The sequence below is a fragment of the Rothia uropygioeca genome (genome assembly GCF_004136585.1).
Lineage (GTDB): Bacteria > Actinomycetota > Actinomycetes > Actinomycetales > Micrococcaceae > Rothia.
Genome location: NZ_NOIR01000002.1, coordinates 425158 through 440592, shown reverse-complemented (window position 1 = coordinate 440592; position 15435 = coordinate 425158). Strand labels below are relative to the sequence as shown.

Below are 15435 nucleotides of genomic sequence, written 5' to 3'. Positions count from 1 at the left end.
ATGTGGTCATCCGCGAGTCAGAGAAGCACTCATGGCGTGGCCGGAAATCCCGGCGAATCAGCGCCGCCGTTTGTGTCGAATGCATGGCTCAGCGGAGGCAGCGCCCGAATATGGAGGACTGGCCAGGGCGCGTGGGGGTGTTCATGCCTCAGTTCATCGAAGGGTGCATTCCGGTCGATTGTGAGGCCTGCGGCACTCCGTGCCTCGTTCGACCCAACAAGAAGCGGGTACATGATTATTGCTCGTCGCGGTGTCGGGTAGCTCTTTACGCAACGAGTGTTGCGAGAACCGTAACGAAGTGTGAAACCTGCGGTACGGAGATTGCCGGGCGGAAGGGGCGTCGCTACTGCACCAATGCCTGTCGACAGAAGGCCTACCGGGCGAGGTAGTTCTTAACCGGTTGGTTGAAAAGAGAAGTCGCCCAACATTTACCCAACAGAAACAGCGGTACTTCAGCGCATGAATCGAAACTATATTCGATGGAATAATCCATTCGTCGCTTCTGATCTCAACGGTTGCACGATAAACGATACCCAATGAAATCACGCCAGCTAGAATCTCTTGGTCGGGGGTTCGACTCCCTCCTGGGGCACGAAAAACCCCGCCATATCGGGCCATGTGCCCGCCTATGGCGGGGTTCCTTTTTGTGAGTCGGGACCGGGTGGGCTGCTCGAGCAGATTCACGAGTCGCTGGATCGGCTCTGGGAGACCAGCTTCCATGCTCCGAGCATATTCGACTGGTTGGTGTAGGTTCCTTGTCTGCCATCTTCTAGTTCGATGGCAACGTGTCCTCCGCGCTTCAATGCCGAGGTGATGGTTGCACCGGCAAAAGTATCGCCGACCGTGTAGGGGAAGATCGGTCCATTCTGCGGGATGGATTCTGGGAATTCGTTCATGTGCCGAGTATAGGCACCTGTTTACCCTGGTCAGCTAGGAAATTTGAGCAAATTTGCGGGAACGCGCACCACTGGTTGAAACGTCGTATTCGGGCGACTAGGGCTTTGCTAGTCGTGGAGGCAAATGGTTGCCCGCCATCATGCAACGAACCGAACCACCTGCCGACTCGATCATTGATACATCGACCGGCTCGAGATTCGCGTGGGCGGAAATCGCCCTGCGTTGTTGCGGCGTCAGGCTCGAGGCGGCCGTCGTGGAGAGGACGAGCGTCGGTCCGCCGACGGCAGATACTTCCAAGCAATTGCCTGCAAATCTCTGGATCTGAGATTCTTCGAGCTCTATAACCTGACGGCCTGTCGATTGCAGACTGTCGAGAACCATGGCTCGTTGCCTGGGATCCCGGATCATACTTGCCCCGATGAGGGCCATGTGGGTTCCAACGGACATCAAAACGTTGGTGTGGTAAACGGGTACGCCTCGGGCGTCGAGGGCGTCGAAAACCACCGGCTGAAAACCCAGATCCGAGCAGAACCTGTCGAGCAATCGATCCGAGGCCCTCTGGGAGCGGCACACGTAGGCAAGCCGATGGACATGGTCGAGGACCATGGCTCCGGTTCCCTCCAAATACTGCCCCTCGGATTCGGCAGCGCTGTAATCGACGACGCGTCGAACTACTCCGCTTTTTCGCAGGTGGGCGAGAACGTCCTCGCGCCGTTCGGCGCGCCTGTTGGGGGCATGCATGGGGTAGAGGACGATGGTTCCGTCATCATGCGTGCTGAACCAGTTGTTGGGGAAGACACTGTCCGGAGTTTCGTTCGTAAGGTCCTCAAAGACCGCGACGCCGAGGCCCAGTTCTTCTAGTTTCCCGGCAAGGCAAGTGACTTCCTCGAAAGCAAGGCGTGCCACTTGACTTGGGTCCTGGGCGGGCCGGCTTTGGAAACGGTTGTCCAACTCCGTGAAGGGGTTGGGCGCGAATCGATGCGGACGTACCAGGACTATCTGTTGTGGGGCTTGGTGGGGCCGGGCATCCCCTGAACAGGCACGGCTCTGTGGATGATCTCCCTCCACGCTCGGGTTTGCTTCGCTCACAACGCGCTGGGTCAACGGGGCACTCCTTATCCGGATCGCGGTCGAACGGCTCGCATAAGACGATATAGAACAGCAATATGGGTCCGAAATTCCTAAAATGAGAACAGATTGTTAGTTTTTGAGTCGAAATGCACCAGTCTGCTGTTCAATATGGAAATGTGGTGTCCTGAACCGAGTGCCCACGTGAGTCCTCCCAAACAGAGCAAACCGTCGTTGGCGTGGGCGAGTTATCCACAAACACACGCCTTATCGAGGAACGGACCGGAGGCGCGGCGAGATTCTGAGGCAAGCTCTTTTCAGGACGTGCGATCGCGTAGCTCGCGACGTGGACCGAATGGACTGGAGGATCCGATATGACTGACTACGTGACTATTCGCGGCTTCGTCGCCACGAAACCGGACCTGCGAACGCTCCCCAACGGGACCGCCGTGTGCTCATTTCGTCTGGCTTCCACGGCGCGTTGGTTCGACGGCAAAACAGGCGATTGGACCGTGGGCCACACCAACTGGTTCACCGTGAATTCGTTTCGTTCGTTGGGCACCAACGTTGCCGCCAGCGTGGACGTTGGCCAGCCGTTACTGGTGCAGGGAAAACTCAAAATCCGGAATTGGGAAACGGCGCATCGGGAAAAACGGACGAGCGTGGACATCGAAGCACGGTCTGTGGGCCTCGATCTGGCTTTCGGCACCTCGACATTTGTTCGCGCTGGAGGAAGCCGGAGCAGGCAAGGGGAGATCACGTCGGGCACCTCAAACAAGGTCCGCGGTTCATGGGGGAACCTTCCAGAATCTCACGATTCCGCCGAAAGCGCCGCGCAAAGCCCTGGACGGTTGACATGTGGCGGGATAGGTGGTGCGGAGGGTGAGCGAGACAACGGGGCGACCGCCCAAGCCGCGAGTGTCGAACGCCAACTATTCGTTTCTTCGTAGTGCTCGGCCTTCCAGCTGGGATCCATCGGTCCGAAGGGAGGATCGCTCGGTATGAGAACGACGGTGGAAGTATTATGACGTCGACGTCGGACATGGGCGTTTCGTCGTCCCGTGGATGCGAACGGGGGTTTATGTGGGCAAGGGTCAAAGATCATCACGGAGACAATGGCCGATCGTACTGGTCGCTTTCGGGCTGGTCGGCGGTATTTCCGGGTGTTCCACGGCCGGGGCAGAACCGCAGACGCCAGTCGGAGAAGTATCCGGCGCGACAAGCTCCGATGACCAGGTCCAAGTAGATGCAGCCAAGATCAAGGAAGCCGTTGAGGCCGCGTTATCCGATGGCGACGTGACCGAAGCCCGCGTTCGCGAGGCGATCATACAGAGCGGGCGGAGCGGCGACGATGTGGAGACCGGCCAGGACAGCACGCCCACGGGGTTGAACGTGGACAACGTGGACGCGGCGGTCAAAACCCACGAGCAATGCGTCATGGTCGATGTTCGGGCTGATCGGACGGTGACCGCCGTCGGCGCGCCTGCGCTCAGCACCGGACGTTGCATGATTGGGCATGCCTACACGGGCTAGGCAAACATAGTAGCCTTGTCCATATGGCTGAATTTATTTACACGATGTCTAAAGCCCGCAAGAAGGTGGGCGACAAGGTCATCCTGGACGACGTCACCATGTCGTTCTACCCAGGCGCCAAAATCGGCGTCGTCGGCCCCAACGGCGCCGGTAAGTCCACCATCCTCAAGATCATGGCTGGTCTGGATGAACCGTCTAACGGTGAAGCACGACTGAGCCCCGGTTACTCCGTGGGCATCCTGTTGCAGGAACCGCCCCTCAACGAGGAGAAAACCGTTCTTGGCAACGTCGAGGAAGGTGTTGGAGTGATCAAGGAAAAACTTGATCGCTACAACCAGATCTCGGAAGAGATGGCCAACCCGGACGCCGATTTCGACGCGCTCATGGAAGAAATGGGCAAGTTGCAAGGCGACATCGACGCGGCCAACGCCTGGGACCTGGATAGCCAACTGGAACAGGCCATGGACGCCCTGCGTTGCCCGCCCGGCGACGCGGAAGTCGGTAAGCTCTCCGGTGGCGAGCGCCGTCGTGTTGCACTGTGCAAACTGCTTTTGCAGAAGCCGGATCTTCTCTTGCTCGATGAGCCCACCAACCACCTCGATGCCGAGTCCGTGCTCTGGCTCGAACAGCACCTTTCGTCCTACGAGGGCGCCGTCCTCGCAGTAACCCACGATCGCTACTTCTTGGACCACGTCGCCGAGTGGATCTGCGAGGTGGAGCGCGGACGCCTGTACGGATACGAAGGCAATTACTCCACCTACCTCGAGACCAAGCGCAAACGCATGGAAGTCCAGGGCAGGAAGGACGCCAAGCTCGCCAAGCGCCTGGCGGACGAACTCGACTGGGTTCGTTCGAGTTCTAAGGGTCGTCAAACCAAATCGAAGGCTCGCCTCGCGCGATACGAAGAGATGGCGGCAGAAGCCGAGAAAACCCGCAAACTCGACTTCGAGGAAATCCAGATACCTCCGGGACCCCGGCTGGGCAATCTGGTCATCGAAGCCGAGGACTTGCAAAAGGGCTTCGGAGACAGAAGCCTCATCAAAGATCTGTCGTTCTCGTTGCCGCGCAACGGCATCGTAGGCGTGATCGGGCCGAACGGCGTGGGCAAGTCCACACTGTTCAAGACGATCGTTGGTTTGGAGCCGTTGGACGGTGGAAATCTGAAAATCGGCGACTCCGTCAAAATCGCCTACGTCGATCAGAACCGAGCCAACATCGATTCCGAGAAATCGCTCTGGGAAGTCGTCTCGGACGGCCTCGACTACATCCAGGTTGGTCAAGTCGAAATGCCTTCGCGAGCTTACGTTTCGGCTTTCGGATTCAAAGGGCCGGACCAGCAGAAGAAAGCGGGCGTCCTCTCCGGCGGTGAGCGCAACCGACTGAACCTCGCGTTGACGCTTAAACAGGGTGGAAATCTTCTTCTCCTCGACGAGCCGACCAACGACCTCGACGTGGAAACTCTCGCATCGCTCGAGAATGCACTCCTTGATTTCCCGGGCTGTGCCGTGGTCGTCTCTCACGACCGTTGGTTCCTCGACCGCGTGGCCACTCACATCCTTGCTTGGGAAGGCACCGAGGAAGAACCGGACAAATGGTACTGGTTCGAAGGCAACTTCGAATCTTATGAAGAAAATAAGGTCGAAAGGTTGGGGCCCGACGCAGCTCGACCCCATCGCCTGACTCATCGTCGCCTCACACGCGACTAGAGACCTCAGTAACGACGACGGCCGCTCACCCTCATAGGGGAGCGGCCGTCGTCGTTACCGGTGCAGGCTCATAAGGCGTGACCTCGCATCACGAATCCGCGCCGTCTTCACGGACGCGGACCATGGCCTCTTGAGTGGTCGTGGCTACCAGAAGGCCTTCCCTGTTGAAAATTCGTCCGCAGGACAGCCCGCGTGAATTCGATGCATTAGGGGAGTTCTGGACATACAGCAACCACTCGTCGGCCCGTGCCTGACGGTGCCACCAAATCGCGTGGTCCAGAGACGCCATGGTCAGACCTGGGTCCTGCCACGTTTTTCCATGGCCCCGGAGGATCGGATCCATGGGGGTGTAATCCGAGGCGTAAGCGATCGCCGCGCGATGGATCAACGGGTCATCAGGTAAAGCCCCATGGGTTTTGAACCACACCGCATTGACCGGTTCCCGAGACTCGGAAGGCTTCAAATAGATCGGGTCCGTAATGTAGCGAATCTCGAAAGGCCGACCGTGGACCACGCGGCGGGCCAGGGGATGGTCCAGGTGCCCCCAGAGTTCCTTGGGACTGCGCAGACTCTCGGGCTCCGGGATGTCGGTCGGCATCGGCTCCTGATGCTCAATCCCCGGTGCGTGTGTTTGGAACGACGCGATAGACGAGAGAATGACTTTCCCGTCTTGATAAGCGTGAATACGGCGAGCTGAGAATGACCTTCCGTCCCGCATGCGCTCTACGCCAAAGGTGATGGGCTTGGTGACATCTCCCGGGCGCAGAAAGTATCCGTGCATCGAGTGGATCGGTCGGTCGGGATCCACCGTTCGGCTGGCCGCCATGACGGACTGAGCGAATACCTGACCGCCGAAAACCCGTGGCGTTTCCGGGCTGACGGTGTAGCCGACGAATATATCCTCCGTGGTCCGTAACGGAGTATTCGGCTCGAGGTCGAGCATACTCAACAGAGAGCGGGTCGGATCGAAATCCTCCGCAGGAATCTGGGAATCGTGGAAAGTACTCACCCATCGATCTTAGAGCCAGTCGAATCCTGTGTCATAAGGGGCAAAGCGAACGTGCCGACGATGTCGGCGCGGGCGAGGAAGGACATAATGGATACAAAAGTCCCCGTCGATCGTGAAATCATGCCCACACCGTCCTCTTCCGCACCACTGAAATTCGCCGACCTCCGGGAAGCCAAGGATCTTGCGACCCTGTTGTCCCGGGTAAGGTCCATCGATTCGTCATCGGCCGTGAGGCTTCAAGCCCATGGGTCCGTCGTGGCCGTATGGGTCCCCGTCATGAGCGCGGAAACTCTTCTCGAACAGGTTCCGACTGTTCTCGGGATGCGCGCTTTGCATCTGTCGGAACCGTCGGAGATAGATGTCACTGTTGAAGCTGCGGCAGTGCTTGATCGGCTTGCTCGGATCGACAAAACGGGCGGCATGATCGAGATTCCGCCGACGACGGTCCATGCACCGTGGTCCGGAATAGTACCTCCGTCCTCCGGCTGGATACGTCAAGGACATCTGGACTCGGAAACCGTGGAAACCATAGCGCGTGACGGAATGTCTGCAGTCGAACAAGCATTGCCCTCGAACGCCGGTGGAGCCGTCGTCAGCACCGTTCGAGCCCGAATCTGGGGGACGGCGACGTCGTTCGACATGGTCTCAGGTGCGGCCTTCGGGGCTACAGTGTTGGGATTCAATGAATCGGTCAAGGGCTTCGAGGTCTACACGTGCGGACCATGGCACCGCATATCCAATGAAAGCGGTCACATACTCTCCCGCCCGGGGAGCAACCTGTAGTTCGGAGCACGCGGCCGGGACGGGGCCCGGTTAGCCAGGGGTATTGGTCATGGCTCTGGCCGCCCGGTCGAAATAATCCCACATCATGCCATCGAGCATGGGTGGAAGATCCAAGGTGTCAAGCGATTCGCGCATGAACTTCAACCAGGTTTCCCGTGCCCATGAGTCGATTTCGAACGGCGCATGACGCATCCTCAAACGTGGGTGGCCCCTGCGTCGACTATAAGTCGTGGGCCCGCCGAAATATTGTTCCAGGAACATCTCGAGCCGTTCGCGCGCGGGCTCCAGATCTTCTTCGGGGTATAGCGCCCGAAAGCCCGGATCCGCAGCTACACGGTCGTAGAATTCCGTGGTCAGTTTGTGGAAAGCGTCGTGCCCGCCGATCTGTTCGTACGGACTGGGTGCAGAAGAAGCCGGACTCGTCATAGAAAAATCATTCTACTGACGAGCCCGGCTGCCGAGAAGTCCCAAGACCGTTTAGGAAATCACATCGGCTGACTGGACGCGCAGCGCGCGTTCAATGGAGTCCCGACCTTCCATGACCTGGCGCCTGAGGGAATCTTTGCCCTCGCCCAACTGAACCAGGAATTCTTCCGCAGCGTCGAGAACATCGCGGTCGACGATCTGCGGAAAGAGACCGGTGACGATCTGCTGCGAGATTTCGTGGGACAGCTCCCTCCACAGTTTTTCGATCGACGCAAAGTACCGGGACACGAAGGGCCTGATCAAGGAGTCCCTTGTGGTCGTGTTGAATCCTGCGATCGCGGAGCGCTGGATGACGTTCGGAAGATCGTGGCTTTCGACCACGAGCTCCCAAACCTTCTCCTTGGCTTCGTGCGTCGGTATTGCTGCCCGCGCCTGGGCGGCACGCTGGGCCCCGGTCGACGTCTTGTCTGACTCGGCGGCGGAGTCGATATCAGAAAGGCCCTTGCGGCCAGCGGCCACGAGCGCAGTCAGCAGCTTCCATGCGAGGTCCTTGTCGATGGCCAGCCCGGGCAGCCGGGTCGAACCGGCCAGCAGCGATTCGACGGTGTCAAGCTGTTCGTCACTCGTCGCATGGGAGGCGAAGGCCTGTACGAATTGCAATTGTTGATCGGATCCCTCGGGAGCCGACTGGGAGATTTCCCACAGCTTGGAGGCTGCTTTCTCCCGAGTCTCTTCCTGGGCATCGGGCCGGACATACATGCGCAGGGTCGTCGCGAGATTGCGAAGCTGCGTCAGGATCGTTGTGGAACCCGTCTCGGCGCCGATATTGTCCAACAACAAGTCGACGAAGTGTCGTGCCGGAATCTGCCCGTCACGCGTGCCATTCCACGCCGCACCCCACACGACTGCTCGGGGCAGGGACTCCTCGAAATCCCGAAGATGAGTCCTGGCGGTGTCGAACGAGGCGTCGTCGAGACGAACTTTGGCATACGCGAGGTCTTCGTCGTTGAGCAGTATGAGTGCTGGACGCTGGCGCCCCGCCGTATCCGGAATTTCCGTCCGTTCGCCGTCGACGTCGAACTCGACGCCGTGCACACGAACCAGCTTCCCGTCGATGAAATCGTAGAAACCGGCCGTCATGCGGTGCGGACGGAGCGTCGGGTACTCATTGGGCGCGGTCTGAATGACCTCCAAAAGGGTGATCATTCCGTCTTCGTTGACCTCGACCGACGGGGTCAACGTATTGACACCTGCGGTCTCCAGCCAGGCTCGGGACCAGGATTGCAATTCCCGCCCGGACGTGGCCTCCAGCTCGACCATAAGATCGGCCAGCGTTGCGTTTCCCCATGAATGTTTGGAGAAGTACGCATTCAGGGCCTTCATGAATTCTTCCTGGCCGACCCAAGCGACCAGTTGGCGAAGTACCGAAGCGCCCTTGGCATACGTGATGCCGTCAAAATTCACCTGGACGTCATGAAGGTCCTTGATGTCCGCGACGATCGGGTGCGTCGAAGGCAACTGATCCTGGCGGTACGCCCATGTCTTCTCCATCGCGGAGAATGTTGTCCAGGCATGCGTGAATCGGGTGTTTTCCGCGGCGCTCAGGTGTGACATGAACTCCGCGAACGATTCGTTGAGCCACAGGTCATTCCACCACTTCATGGTCACGAGATCGCCGAACCACATGTGTGCCAGCTCGTGCAGAACCGTGATGGCTCGCCGTTCGATCATGGCATCGGTGGTCTTTGAACGGAAAATGTAGTCCTCGAGGATCGTGACGCAGCCAGCGTTTTCCATGGCCCCTGCGTTGAACTCGGGGACGAAGAGCTGATCGTATTTGTCGAAGGGGTAGGGAACCCCGAACTGACGCTCGTAGAATTCGAAGCCTTGTTTGGTCAGCGTGAAGATCTCTTCATGGTCCAGGTACTCGATCAAGGATCTGCGCGCGTAAATATCCAGAGAGATGGTCCGGCCGTCAGTGGTGGTCAGAGCATCGGACACCTTCGAGTACGGACCCGCCACGAGCGCTGTGATGTATGAGGAAATACGCGGAGTGGGTTGGAAGGACCATATGTCGGCCTCGGAACCCTCCTCGCGTTGGGCCACCGGCTGATTCGAAATGACGTTCCAGGCCGTGGGGGCCTTCACGGTGAACGTGAACTCTGCCTTCAAATCGGGTTGTTCGAAAACAGCGAAGACGCGGCGGGAATCCGGGGCCTCGAACTGGGAGTACAAATACACTTCTCCGTCGACGGGGTCCACGAAACGGTGAAGACCCTCGCCGGTATTGGTGTAAGCGGCGTCGGCGACGACGGTCAGGTGATTGATCTCCGCCAGGTCCGGCAGAGCAATTCGGACACCGTCCGAGACTTCCGCCGGATCCAGCTCTTGACCGTTCAGGGTCACGGAGTGGACCCGTTCCGTAATGGCATCGATAAAGGTCGAAGAACCCGGTACGGCTTCGAATTCAACGGTGGTGGTCGAGGGGAAATATGTCTCCGAAGCAGTCAGGTCCAGGTCAACGCGGTAGGCACGAACCTTTGTCACGACCTCTGCGCGTTCGGCTGCTTCCTGGCGCGTCAGATTGAGTCCCGGCATGTGGGCCACCTTTCAATGAGAATTCGGTCTGCCTCTCAGGTTATTACAGGAGCCGGTAGGCTTGAACGCGCCACACGATTTCATCGCTTAATCTACGAGGACGGGATAAGACGTGCGCGTTCATATTGCCACTGACCATGCGGGGCTCGACCTGAGCCGCTACCTCATCGAATCACTCACTGAACTTGGTTATGACATGGTCGATCACGGCCCACAGGGGTACGATCCGCAGGACGATTATCCGGCCTTCTGCATCAATGCGGCTCTCGCGGTACGGAAGGACCGGGAAAACGGAATCGATTCCCTGGGTGTCGTCCTCGGTGGTTCCGGCAACGGCGAGCAAATGGCGGCAAACAAGGTTCCGGGGATCCGTGCGGCGTTGGCATGGAACCATGAAACTGCGGCACTTGCCCGTGAGCACAATAATGCGCACGTCGTTGCCGTCGGGGGCCGTCAGCACGAGAAAGAAGAAGCCTTGGACATCATCAAGGTCTTCTTGGCCCAGAGTTTCCCCGGCGAAGAACGACACGTCCGCCGGATCGGTCAGATGGAAGAGTTCGAAAACACCGGTCACATCGAGGGCAAACACCTCGATACCGATGACTGAATTCGAGTCTCGGCGCACGCAATTCGTCAACGCCAGGGGGAGAGGTCGTGCCTGAAGGGCATTCGATACATCGTGTCGCCCAGCGATTTCACGATGCATTCGTAGGGCAGCCTCTGAGGGCTTCGAGCCCTCAGGGAAGGTTCGCGCAAGGGGCCGCATTACTGGATGGTGCCACGGCCGTCGAGTCGTACGCTCACGGCAAGCATTTCTTTCTGGAGTTCGACAACCAGCTGACGCTCAACGTGCATTTGGGCATGTACGGGGCGTGGACCTTCGGTGGGGACGCCGGATTCCGTGCGGCCTCCTCCATCGGCGCACCGCGAAAAATGGGTGAAAGCGAGACCACCGGGGTATCTGACGATCCGGCTTCCGAATATTCGGGGCCTCCTGCACCGAAACCTACGACCCGAGTTCGGCTGGAGTCCGGCAACGGGTGGGCCGATCTGGTAGGAGCGACGACGTGCCGAGTTCTGGAACCAACCGGTGTCGTGGAACTTCGCAAGACTCTGGGTCCTGACCCGCTCGACCCCGGAGCTGACCCCGAACCTTTCTACCGTTCCTGTTCCAAGACGTCGCGGCCCATTGGGGCGGTGTTGATGGATCAGAAAGTCATCGCGGGCATAGGGAACATCTTTCGTGCCGAATCTCTTTTCCGGGCCGGTCTCAATCCGCACGCGATCTCCCATCAACTCTCGGAGGAGACCACGGCGATGCTGTGGCGTGACAACGTCAAGCTTATGCGGGCGGGCGTCGAATTGGGGCGCATCGTCACGACGGCGCCCGAACATCGACCGGGCATCTCGTCCACCGAGGCATGGCCGACCCACGCGAATTATGTCTATGCGCGTGCCGGTTACACGTGCCGGGTGTGTGGAAGAGAAACCATCGTGATGGAGGAAATGTCAGGCCGAAAGCTCTATTGGTGCACGGTCTGCCAAGCCTGAGTCGCCGACTCACGCCGTGAAGAGCGGAGAGATGGAGACGAATCAGGACGTCGAAAGCGGTGTTCAGATGATCGGCTTTAAACAAATCCGCCTCCGAATTCTCGGAGGCGGATTGACCAGAGAGGGGATGACGGGAATCGAACCCGCGTAATCAGTTTGGAAGACTGAGGCTCTACCATTGAGCTACATCCCCGGGGTGGGCCTCGACAATATAACCGCACCTTTGGACCGTTCGTCAAATCGATCACGGACCGTGTCGCGGGAAAGATTCGCACATTGGGGCATTCACGCATAAACTAGCGTATGCCTTACGGGGCGTAGCGCAGTGGCTAGCGCGCCTGCTTTGGGAGCAGGAGATCGCAGGTTCGAGTCCTGTCGCCCCGACGTTGGAACATTTGGACCGACGAATGCCGGCCCTAGTGGCTCAGTATTCGTGAGGTCACGATGTGACTCTGACACCTGAAAATCAGAGGTATTCGACATACTGTCCCGCAGACAGCGGGACGGTTCCTGACCCCGAATCGTAGGAGATCAACGGAAGTGAAGACCGCCGTCGAGAAACTGAATCCGACCCTGGCAAAGATCCAGGTTGATGTTCCTTTCGAGGAATTCAAGCCGTTTCTCACCAAGACTTACAAGGAACTGGCCGAGCAGATCCAGATGCCTGGCTTCCGTAAGGGCAAGATCCCCAACCAGCTCATCGAGCAGCGCGTCGGGTTTGACTTTGTGGTGGAGAACGCACTGAACGAAGGCCTCAACGGCTTTTACCAGGAGGCCTTGTCCGAGAACGAGCTGACTCCTTTGGCTCAGCCTGAGGTCGCCGTTCAGAACAAGCCGGAAGAACAGGACCGCGAGGCGGATGTCTCTGTCTCGATCGAGGTTGTCGTTCGCCCGGAGGTTGAGCTCCCCGAGTACTCCGACATCAAGGTCGAGGTCGACGCCGTGGAGGTCACTGCCGAGGACGAGCAGAAGGCCCTCGACGAGCTGCGCGGTCGTTTCGGGACCCTCAAGTCGGTTGAGCGCCCCGCCGCTCAGGACGACTTCGTGACGCTGGACCTCAACGCGATGATCGGTGACGAGGAAGTCGACGCCGCGAATGACCTTTCCTACCAGGTGGGTGCGGGCACCATGCTTGATGGTCTCGACGAAGCCATCACCGGTTTGTCCGCTGGCGAGGACGCCACCTTTGAGACCAAGTTGGCCGGCGGAGAGCACTCGGGCGAGGAAGCTACCGTCAAGGTCAAGGTCACCGCGGTCAAGGAACGCGAATTGCCCGAGGCCGATGACGACTTCGCGCAGCTCGCTTCGGAATTCGACACGATCGACGAGCTGAAGGAAGACCTCAAGAACCAGGCTGCCCAGGCCAAGGTCGTGGAGCAGGGCAATACCGCTCGCGACAAGGTTTTGGACAAGTTGGTCGAGCTCATCGAGGTTCCGGTTCCCGAGAAGGTCATCGAAGACCAGATCGAGCAGCACTTCAATAATCCGAACGCCGAAGCAGACCACGACTCCGAAGAGCACCGTGCCGAGGTTCGCGAGAACACCGAACGCGCCTTCCGCAACGAAGTCATTCTGGATGCCATCGCGGATAAGGAAGAAGTCGGCGTCGAACAGTCCGAACTGATCGACTACATCATCTCAATGTCCTCGCAGTACGGCATGGACCCCAACCAGTTCGCGCAAATGCTGGATTCTTCCGGTCAGGCCGGAATGATGGTCGGCGAGGTTCGTCGCTCCAAGGCGCTTGCCAGCGTTCTGGAGAAGGCCGAGGTCGTGGACTCTGAAGGTAACTCGGTCGACCTGTCCTCGTACATCAAGCCGCAGGGCGATGGAGAGACCGTCGAAGCCGAGAAAGACGTCGAGTCCACCGAAGCATAGTTGATTCGCTCGCACTCGAGCGCAACAGGTACGACGAAGGGGGTGAAGACCGGGGAACCGGTCTTCGCCCCCTTCGTCGTACCTGCAATATGACCGCAGGAACGCAACGTGAGTGGTGCTATGAGCGAAAACGTGGCCCGACGGGGAGGGCACGGCACGCCATCAGCGAACTATTGGTGCTAACCCGGGCGAGGAGAGAATTCGCCTACTAGTCTCGAAGGCAGAACAAGTGACCCGGCGCCTTGAAATGTCAGGGTCCGGAGTAACTCCAAGACATCGAGAGAGGTCAGAAGCATTATGGCTCATAACCTTCCATACGACGCGGGTACCCGACAGGGCGCGGCGAATAATCAGCCCGTCATGAGTCGCGAGACGGGCAACGGCCAGGACGAGCATGTCTACAACCGGTTGCTCAAGGAACGCATCATTTGGTTGGGCTCCGAGGTACGCGACGACAACGCGAATCTGATCTGCTCGCAGATGCTTCTTTTGTCTGCGGAAGATCCCAAAGCGGATATCTACCTTTACATCAACTCCCCGGGTGGCTCGATCACGGCAGGGATGGCGATTTATGACACCATGCAGCTCATCCCGAACGATGTGGTGACCATCGCGACAGGTATGGCCGCATCAATGGGGCAGTTCCTCCTTTCCTCGGGCACTCGAGGAAAGCGCTACGCGACCCCCAACGCACGGATCCTCATGCACCAGCCTTCCGGCGGCATCGGCGGCACTGCTTCGGATATCCGCACCCAGGCTGAGTTGATTCTGTCGATGAAGCGTCGTCTTTCAGAATTGACGGCGGAGCAAACCGGCAAGTCCGTGGAGCAGATCCTGGAAGACAACGACCGCGACAACTGGTTCACCGCGGACGAAGGGCTCGAATACGGGTTCTTCGATCACATCGCCCAGAGCGCCGGTTCGGTCTCCGGTGGCGGGGGAACGCTCAAGGACGAGAAGTAAGACCGCGTGGGCCACGGGCCCAAGGCGATCAAGGCACAGACTTTTCAGGAGAAACAGACACATGAACTTCAATTCACCGCATGCTCAGGGCGCCGCGGCAACCGGCGTCGAGATGCCTTCCAACCGATACGTTCTTCCGAGCTTCGAAGAGCGGACTCCCTACGGTTACAAACGCCAGGACCCCTACGCGAAGCTTTTCGAAGACCGCATCATTTTCCTGGGCGTCCAGGTTGACGATGCGAGCGCCGACGACATTATGGCTCAGCTGCTCGTGCTCGAAGCCCAGGATCCGGACCGTGACATCACGATGTACATCAATTCGCCCGGCGGCTCATTCACGGCGATGACGGCGATTTACGACACGATGCAATACATTCGACCCGAGATCCAGACGGTCTGCTTGGGTCAGGCTGCTTCGGCCGCCTCGGTCCTGTTGGCCGCGGGTACTCCGGGCAAGCGTCTGGCACTGCCGAATGCCAGGGTCCTGATTCACCAGCCCGCACTGGCAGGCCAGCAAGGGGGCCAGGCATCGGATATCGAGATCCACGCCAACGAAGTCATGCGGATGCGCACCTGGTTGGAGGATACCCTCGCTCTGCACTCGGGCAAGGATTCCAAGACGATCAACAAGGACATCGAGCGGGACAAGATCCTTACCGCGAAGGACGCGCACGAGTACGGACTCATCGACCAGGTCCTCGAGTCTCGCAAGATCAACAAGCCGCAGATCAATACGCAGGACTGATCTCGGCTGATTCTCAAAGGACGCCGTCCGGTTCGATACTAACGAACTGGACGGCGTCGTCGTCTGTCAGGACCCTCCCCTCAACGCTTCCCGGCATAGACACCTGGTCCTCTCAGGCGTATGAACGCGGTGGTCATGGGCCGATTTTCGAGGCACTGAAGTGGCGCGAATAATGCCCAGGACGTTGTCAACCTGTAGCCTAGTGAGTGCGAGCCATCCATGATGTACGGATACCCGTCACGTGGCTTCCACGCAAGACCTTCAGAGATGAGGAGCCA

14 protein-coding genes and 2 tRNA genes are annotated in these 15435 nt (G+C 58.8%); 10 read left to right on the top strand and 6 right to left on the bottom strand.

The window, feature by feature from the left end:
• Positions 1-680 precede the first annotated feature (680 nt).
• Positions 681-896 carry a hypothetical protein gene (locus EWR20_RS06240; RefSeq protein ID WP_129359760.1) on the bottom strand — a complete coding sequence of 72 codons (216 nt, stop codon included), beginning with the start codon at positions 894-896 and terminating at the stop codon, positions 681-683.
• Between the two features lie 97 nt (positions 897-993).
• Positions 994-1965: a citrulline utilization hydrolase CtlX gene (gene ctlX / locus EWR20_RS06235; protein WP_129360146.1), complete on the bottom strand. Its 972-nt coding sequence runs from the start codon at positions 1963-1965 to the stop codon at positions 994-996.
• A 374-nt stretch (positions 1966-2339) separates the two neighbouring features.
• On the opposite strand from ctlX, the gene EWR20_RS06230 reads away from it, so the two are divergent.
• The 3 genes from EWR20_RS06230 (at position 2340) to ettA (ending at position 5204) form a co-directional block, all read left to right on the top strand.
• A complete protein-coding gene (locus EWR20_RS06230; protein ID WP_129359759.1) occupies positions 2340-2915 on the top strand; it encodes a single-stranded DNA-binding protein in 576 nt (191 codons plus the stop codon).
• Between the two features lie 133 nt (positions 2916-3048).
• Positions 3049-3498, top strand: coding sequence for a DUF6993 domain-containing protein (locus EWR20_RS06225; protein WP_129359758.1), 450 nt, complete (start codon positions 3049-3051; stop codon positions 3496-3498).
• 23 nt (positions 3499-3521) lie between these two features.
• Complete coding sequence (ettA, locus tag EWR20_RS06220; RefSeq protein ID WP_129359757.1) at positions 3522-5204, top strand: energy-dependent translational throttle protein EttA; 1683 nt, start codon at positions 3522-3524, stop codon at positions 5202-5204.
• An 88-nt stretch (positions 5205-5292) separates the two neighbouring features.
• Here ettA and EWR20_RS06215 read toward each other — a convergent pair whose 3' ends face one another.
• Positions 5293-6147, bottom strand: a complete 855-nt coding sequence (locus EWR20_RS06215) for an acyl-CoA thioesterase (protein ID WP_129360145.1) — start codon at positions 6145-6147, stop codon at positions 5293-5295.
• A 153-nt stretch (positions 6148-6300) separates the two neighbouring features.
• Between EWR20_RS06215 and EWR20_RS06210 the strand changes: the two genes are divergently transcribed.
• Positions 6301-6996: a hypothetical protein gene (locus tag EWR20_RS06210; RefSeq protein WP_129359756.1), complete on the top strand. Its 696-nt coding sequence runs from the start codon at positions 6301-6303 to the stop codon at positions 6994-6996.
• 30 nt (positions 6997-7026) lie between these two features.
• Here the strand turns inward: EWR20_RS06210 and EWR20_RS06205 are convergent, their stop codons facing one another.
• Both EWR20_RS06205 and pepN read right to left on the bottom strand, forming a co-directional pair.
• Complete coding sequence (locus EWR20_RS06205) at positions 7027-7422, bottom strand: globin (protein ID WP_129359755.1); 396 nt, start codon at positions 7420-7422, stop codon at positions 7027-7029.
• A gap of 51 nt (positions 7423-7473) precedes the next feature.
• Positions 7474-10020 carry an aminopeptidase N gene (gene pepN, locus EWR20_RS06200; RefSeq protein WP_129359754.1) on the bottom strand — a complete coding sequence of 849 codons (2547 nt, stop codon included), beginning with the start codon at positions 10018-10020 and terminating at the stop codon, positions 7474-7476.
• A gap of 112 nt (positions 10021-10132) precedes the next feature.
• Between pepN and EWR20_RS06195 the strand changes: the two genes are divergently transcribed.
• Together EWR20_RS06195 and EWR20_RS06190 are read left to right on the top strand one after the other, a co-directional pair.
• Complete coding sequence (locus EWR20_RS06195) at positions 10133-10627, top strand: ribose-5-phosphate isomerase (RefSeq protein WP_129359753.1); 495 nt, start codon at positions 10133-10135, stop codon at positions 10625-10627.
• Between the two features lie 47 nt (positions 10628-10674).
• Positions 10675-11571, top strand: coding sequence for an Fpg/Nei family DNA glycosylase (locus EWR20_RS06190; RefSeq protein WP_129359752.1), 897 nt, complete (start codon positions 10675-10677; stop codon positions 11569-11571).
• Positions 11572-11693: 122 nt separating this feature from the next.
• Here the strand turns inward: EWR20_RS06190 and EWR20_RS06185 are convergent.
• Positions 11694-11764 (bottom strand) — tRNA-Gly (locus EWR20_RS06185).
• A gap of 118 nt (positions 11765-11882) precedes the next feature.
• Between EWR20_RS06185 and EWR20_RS06180 the strand changes: the two genes are divergently transcribed.
• The 4 genes from EWR20_RS06180 to EWR20_RS06165 all read left to right on the top strand — a co-directional run bounded on the left by EWR20_RS06180 (position 11883) and on the right by EWR20_RS06165 (position 15157).
• Positions 11883-11955 (top strand) — tRNA-Pro (locus EWR20_RS06180).
• Positions 11956-12111: 156 nt separating this feature from the next.
• On the top strand, positions 12112-13449 hold the full coding sequence (tig, locus tag EWR20_RS06175) for a trigger factor (protein WP_129359751.1): 1338 nt from the start codon (positions 12112-12114) through the stop codon (positions 13447-13449).
• Between the two features lie 360 nt (positions 13450-13809).
• The gene (locus EWR20_RS06170; protein ID WP_178946288.1) at positions 13810-14412 is read left to right on the top strand and encodes an ATP-dependent Clp protease proteolytic subunit; all 603 of its coding nucleotides are present in this window, start codon (positions 13810-13812) and stop codon (positions 14410-14412) included.
• A gap of 61 nt (positions 14413-14473) precedes the next feature.
• Entirely contained in the window at positions 14474-15157 is a 684-nt protein-coding gene (locus EWR20_RS06165) for an ATP-dependent Clp protease proteolytic subunit (protein WP_129359749.1), read from the top strand.
• Positions 15158-15435 lie beyond the last annotated feature (278 nt).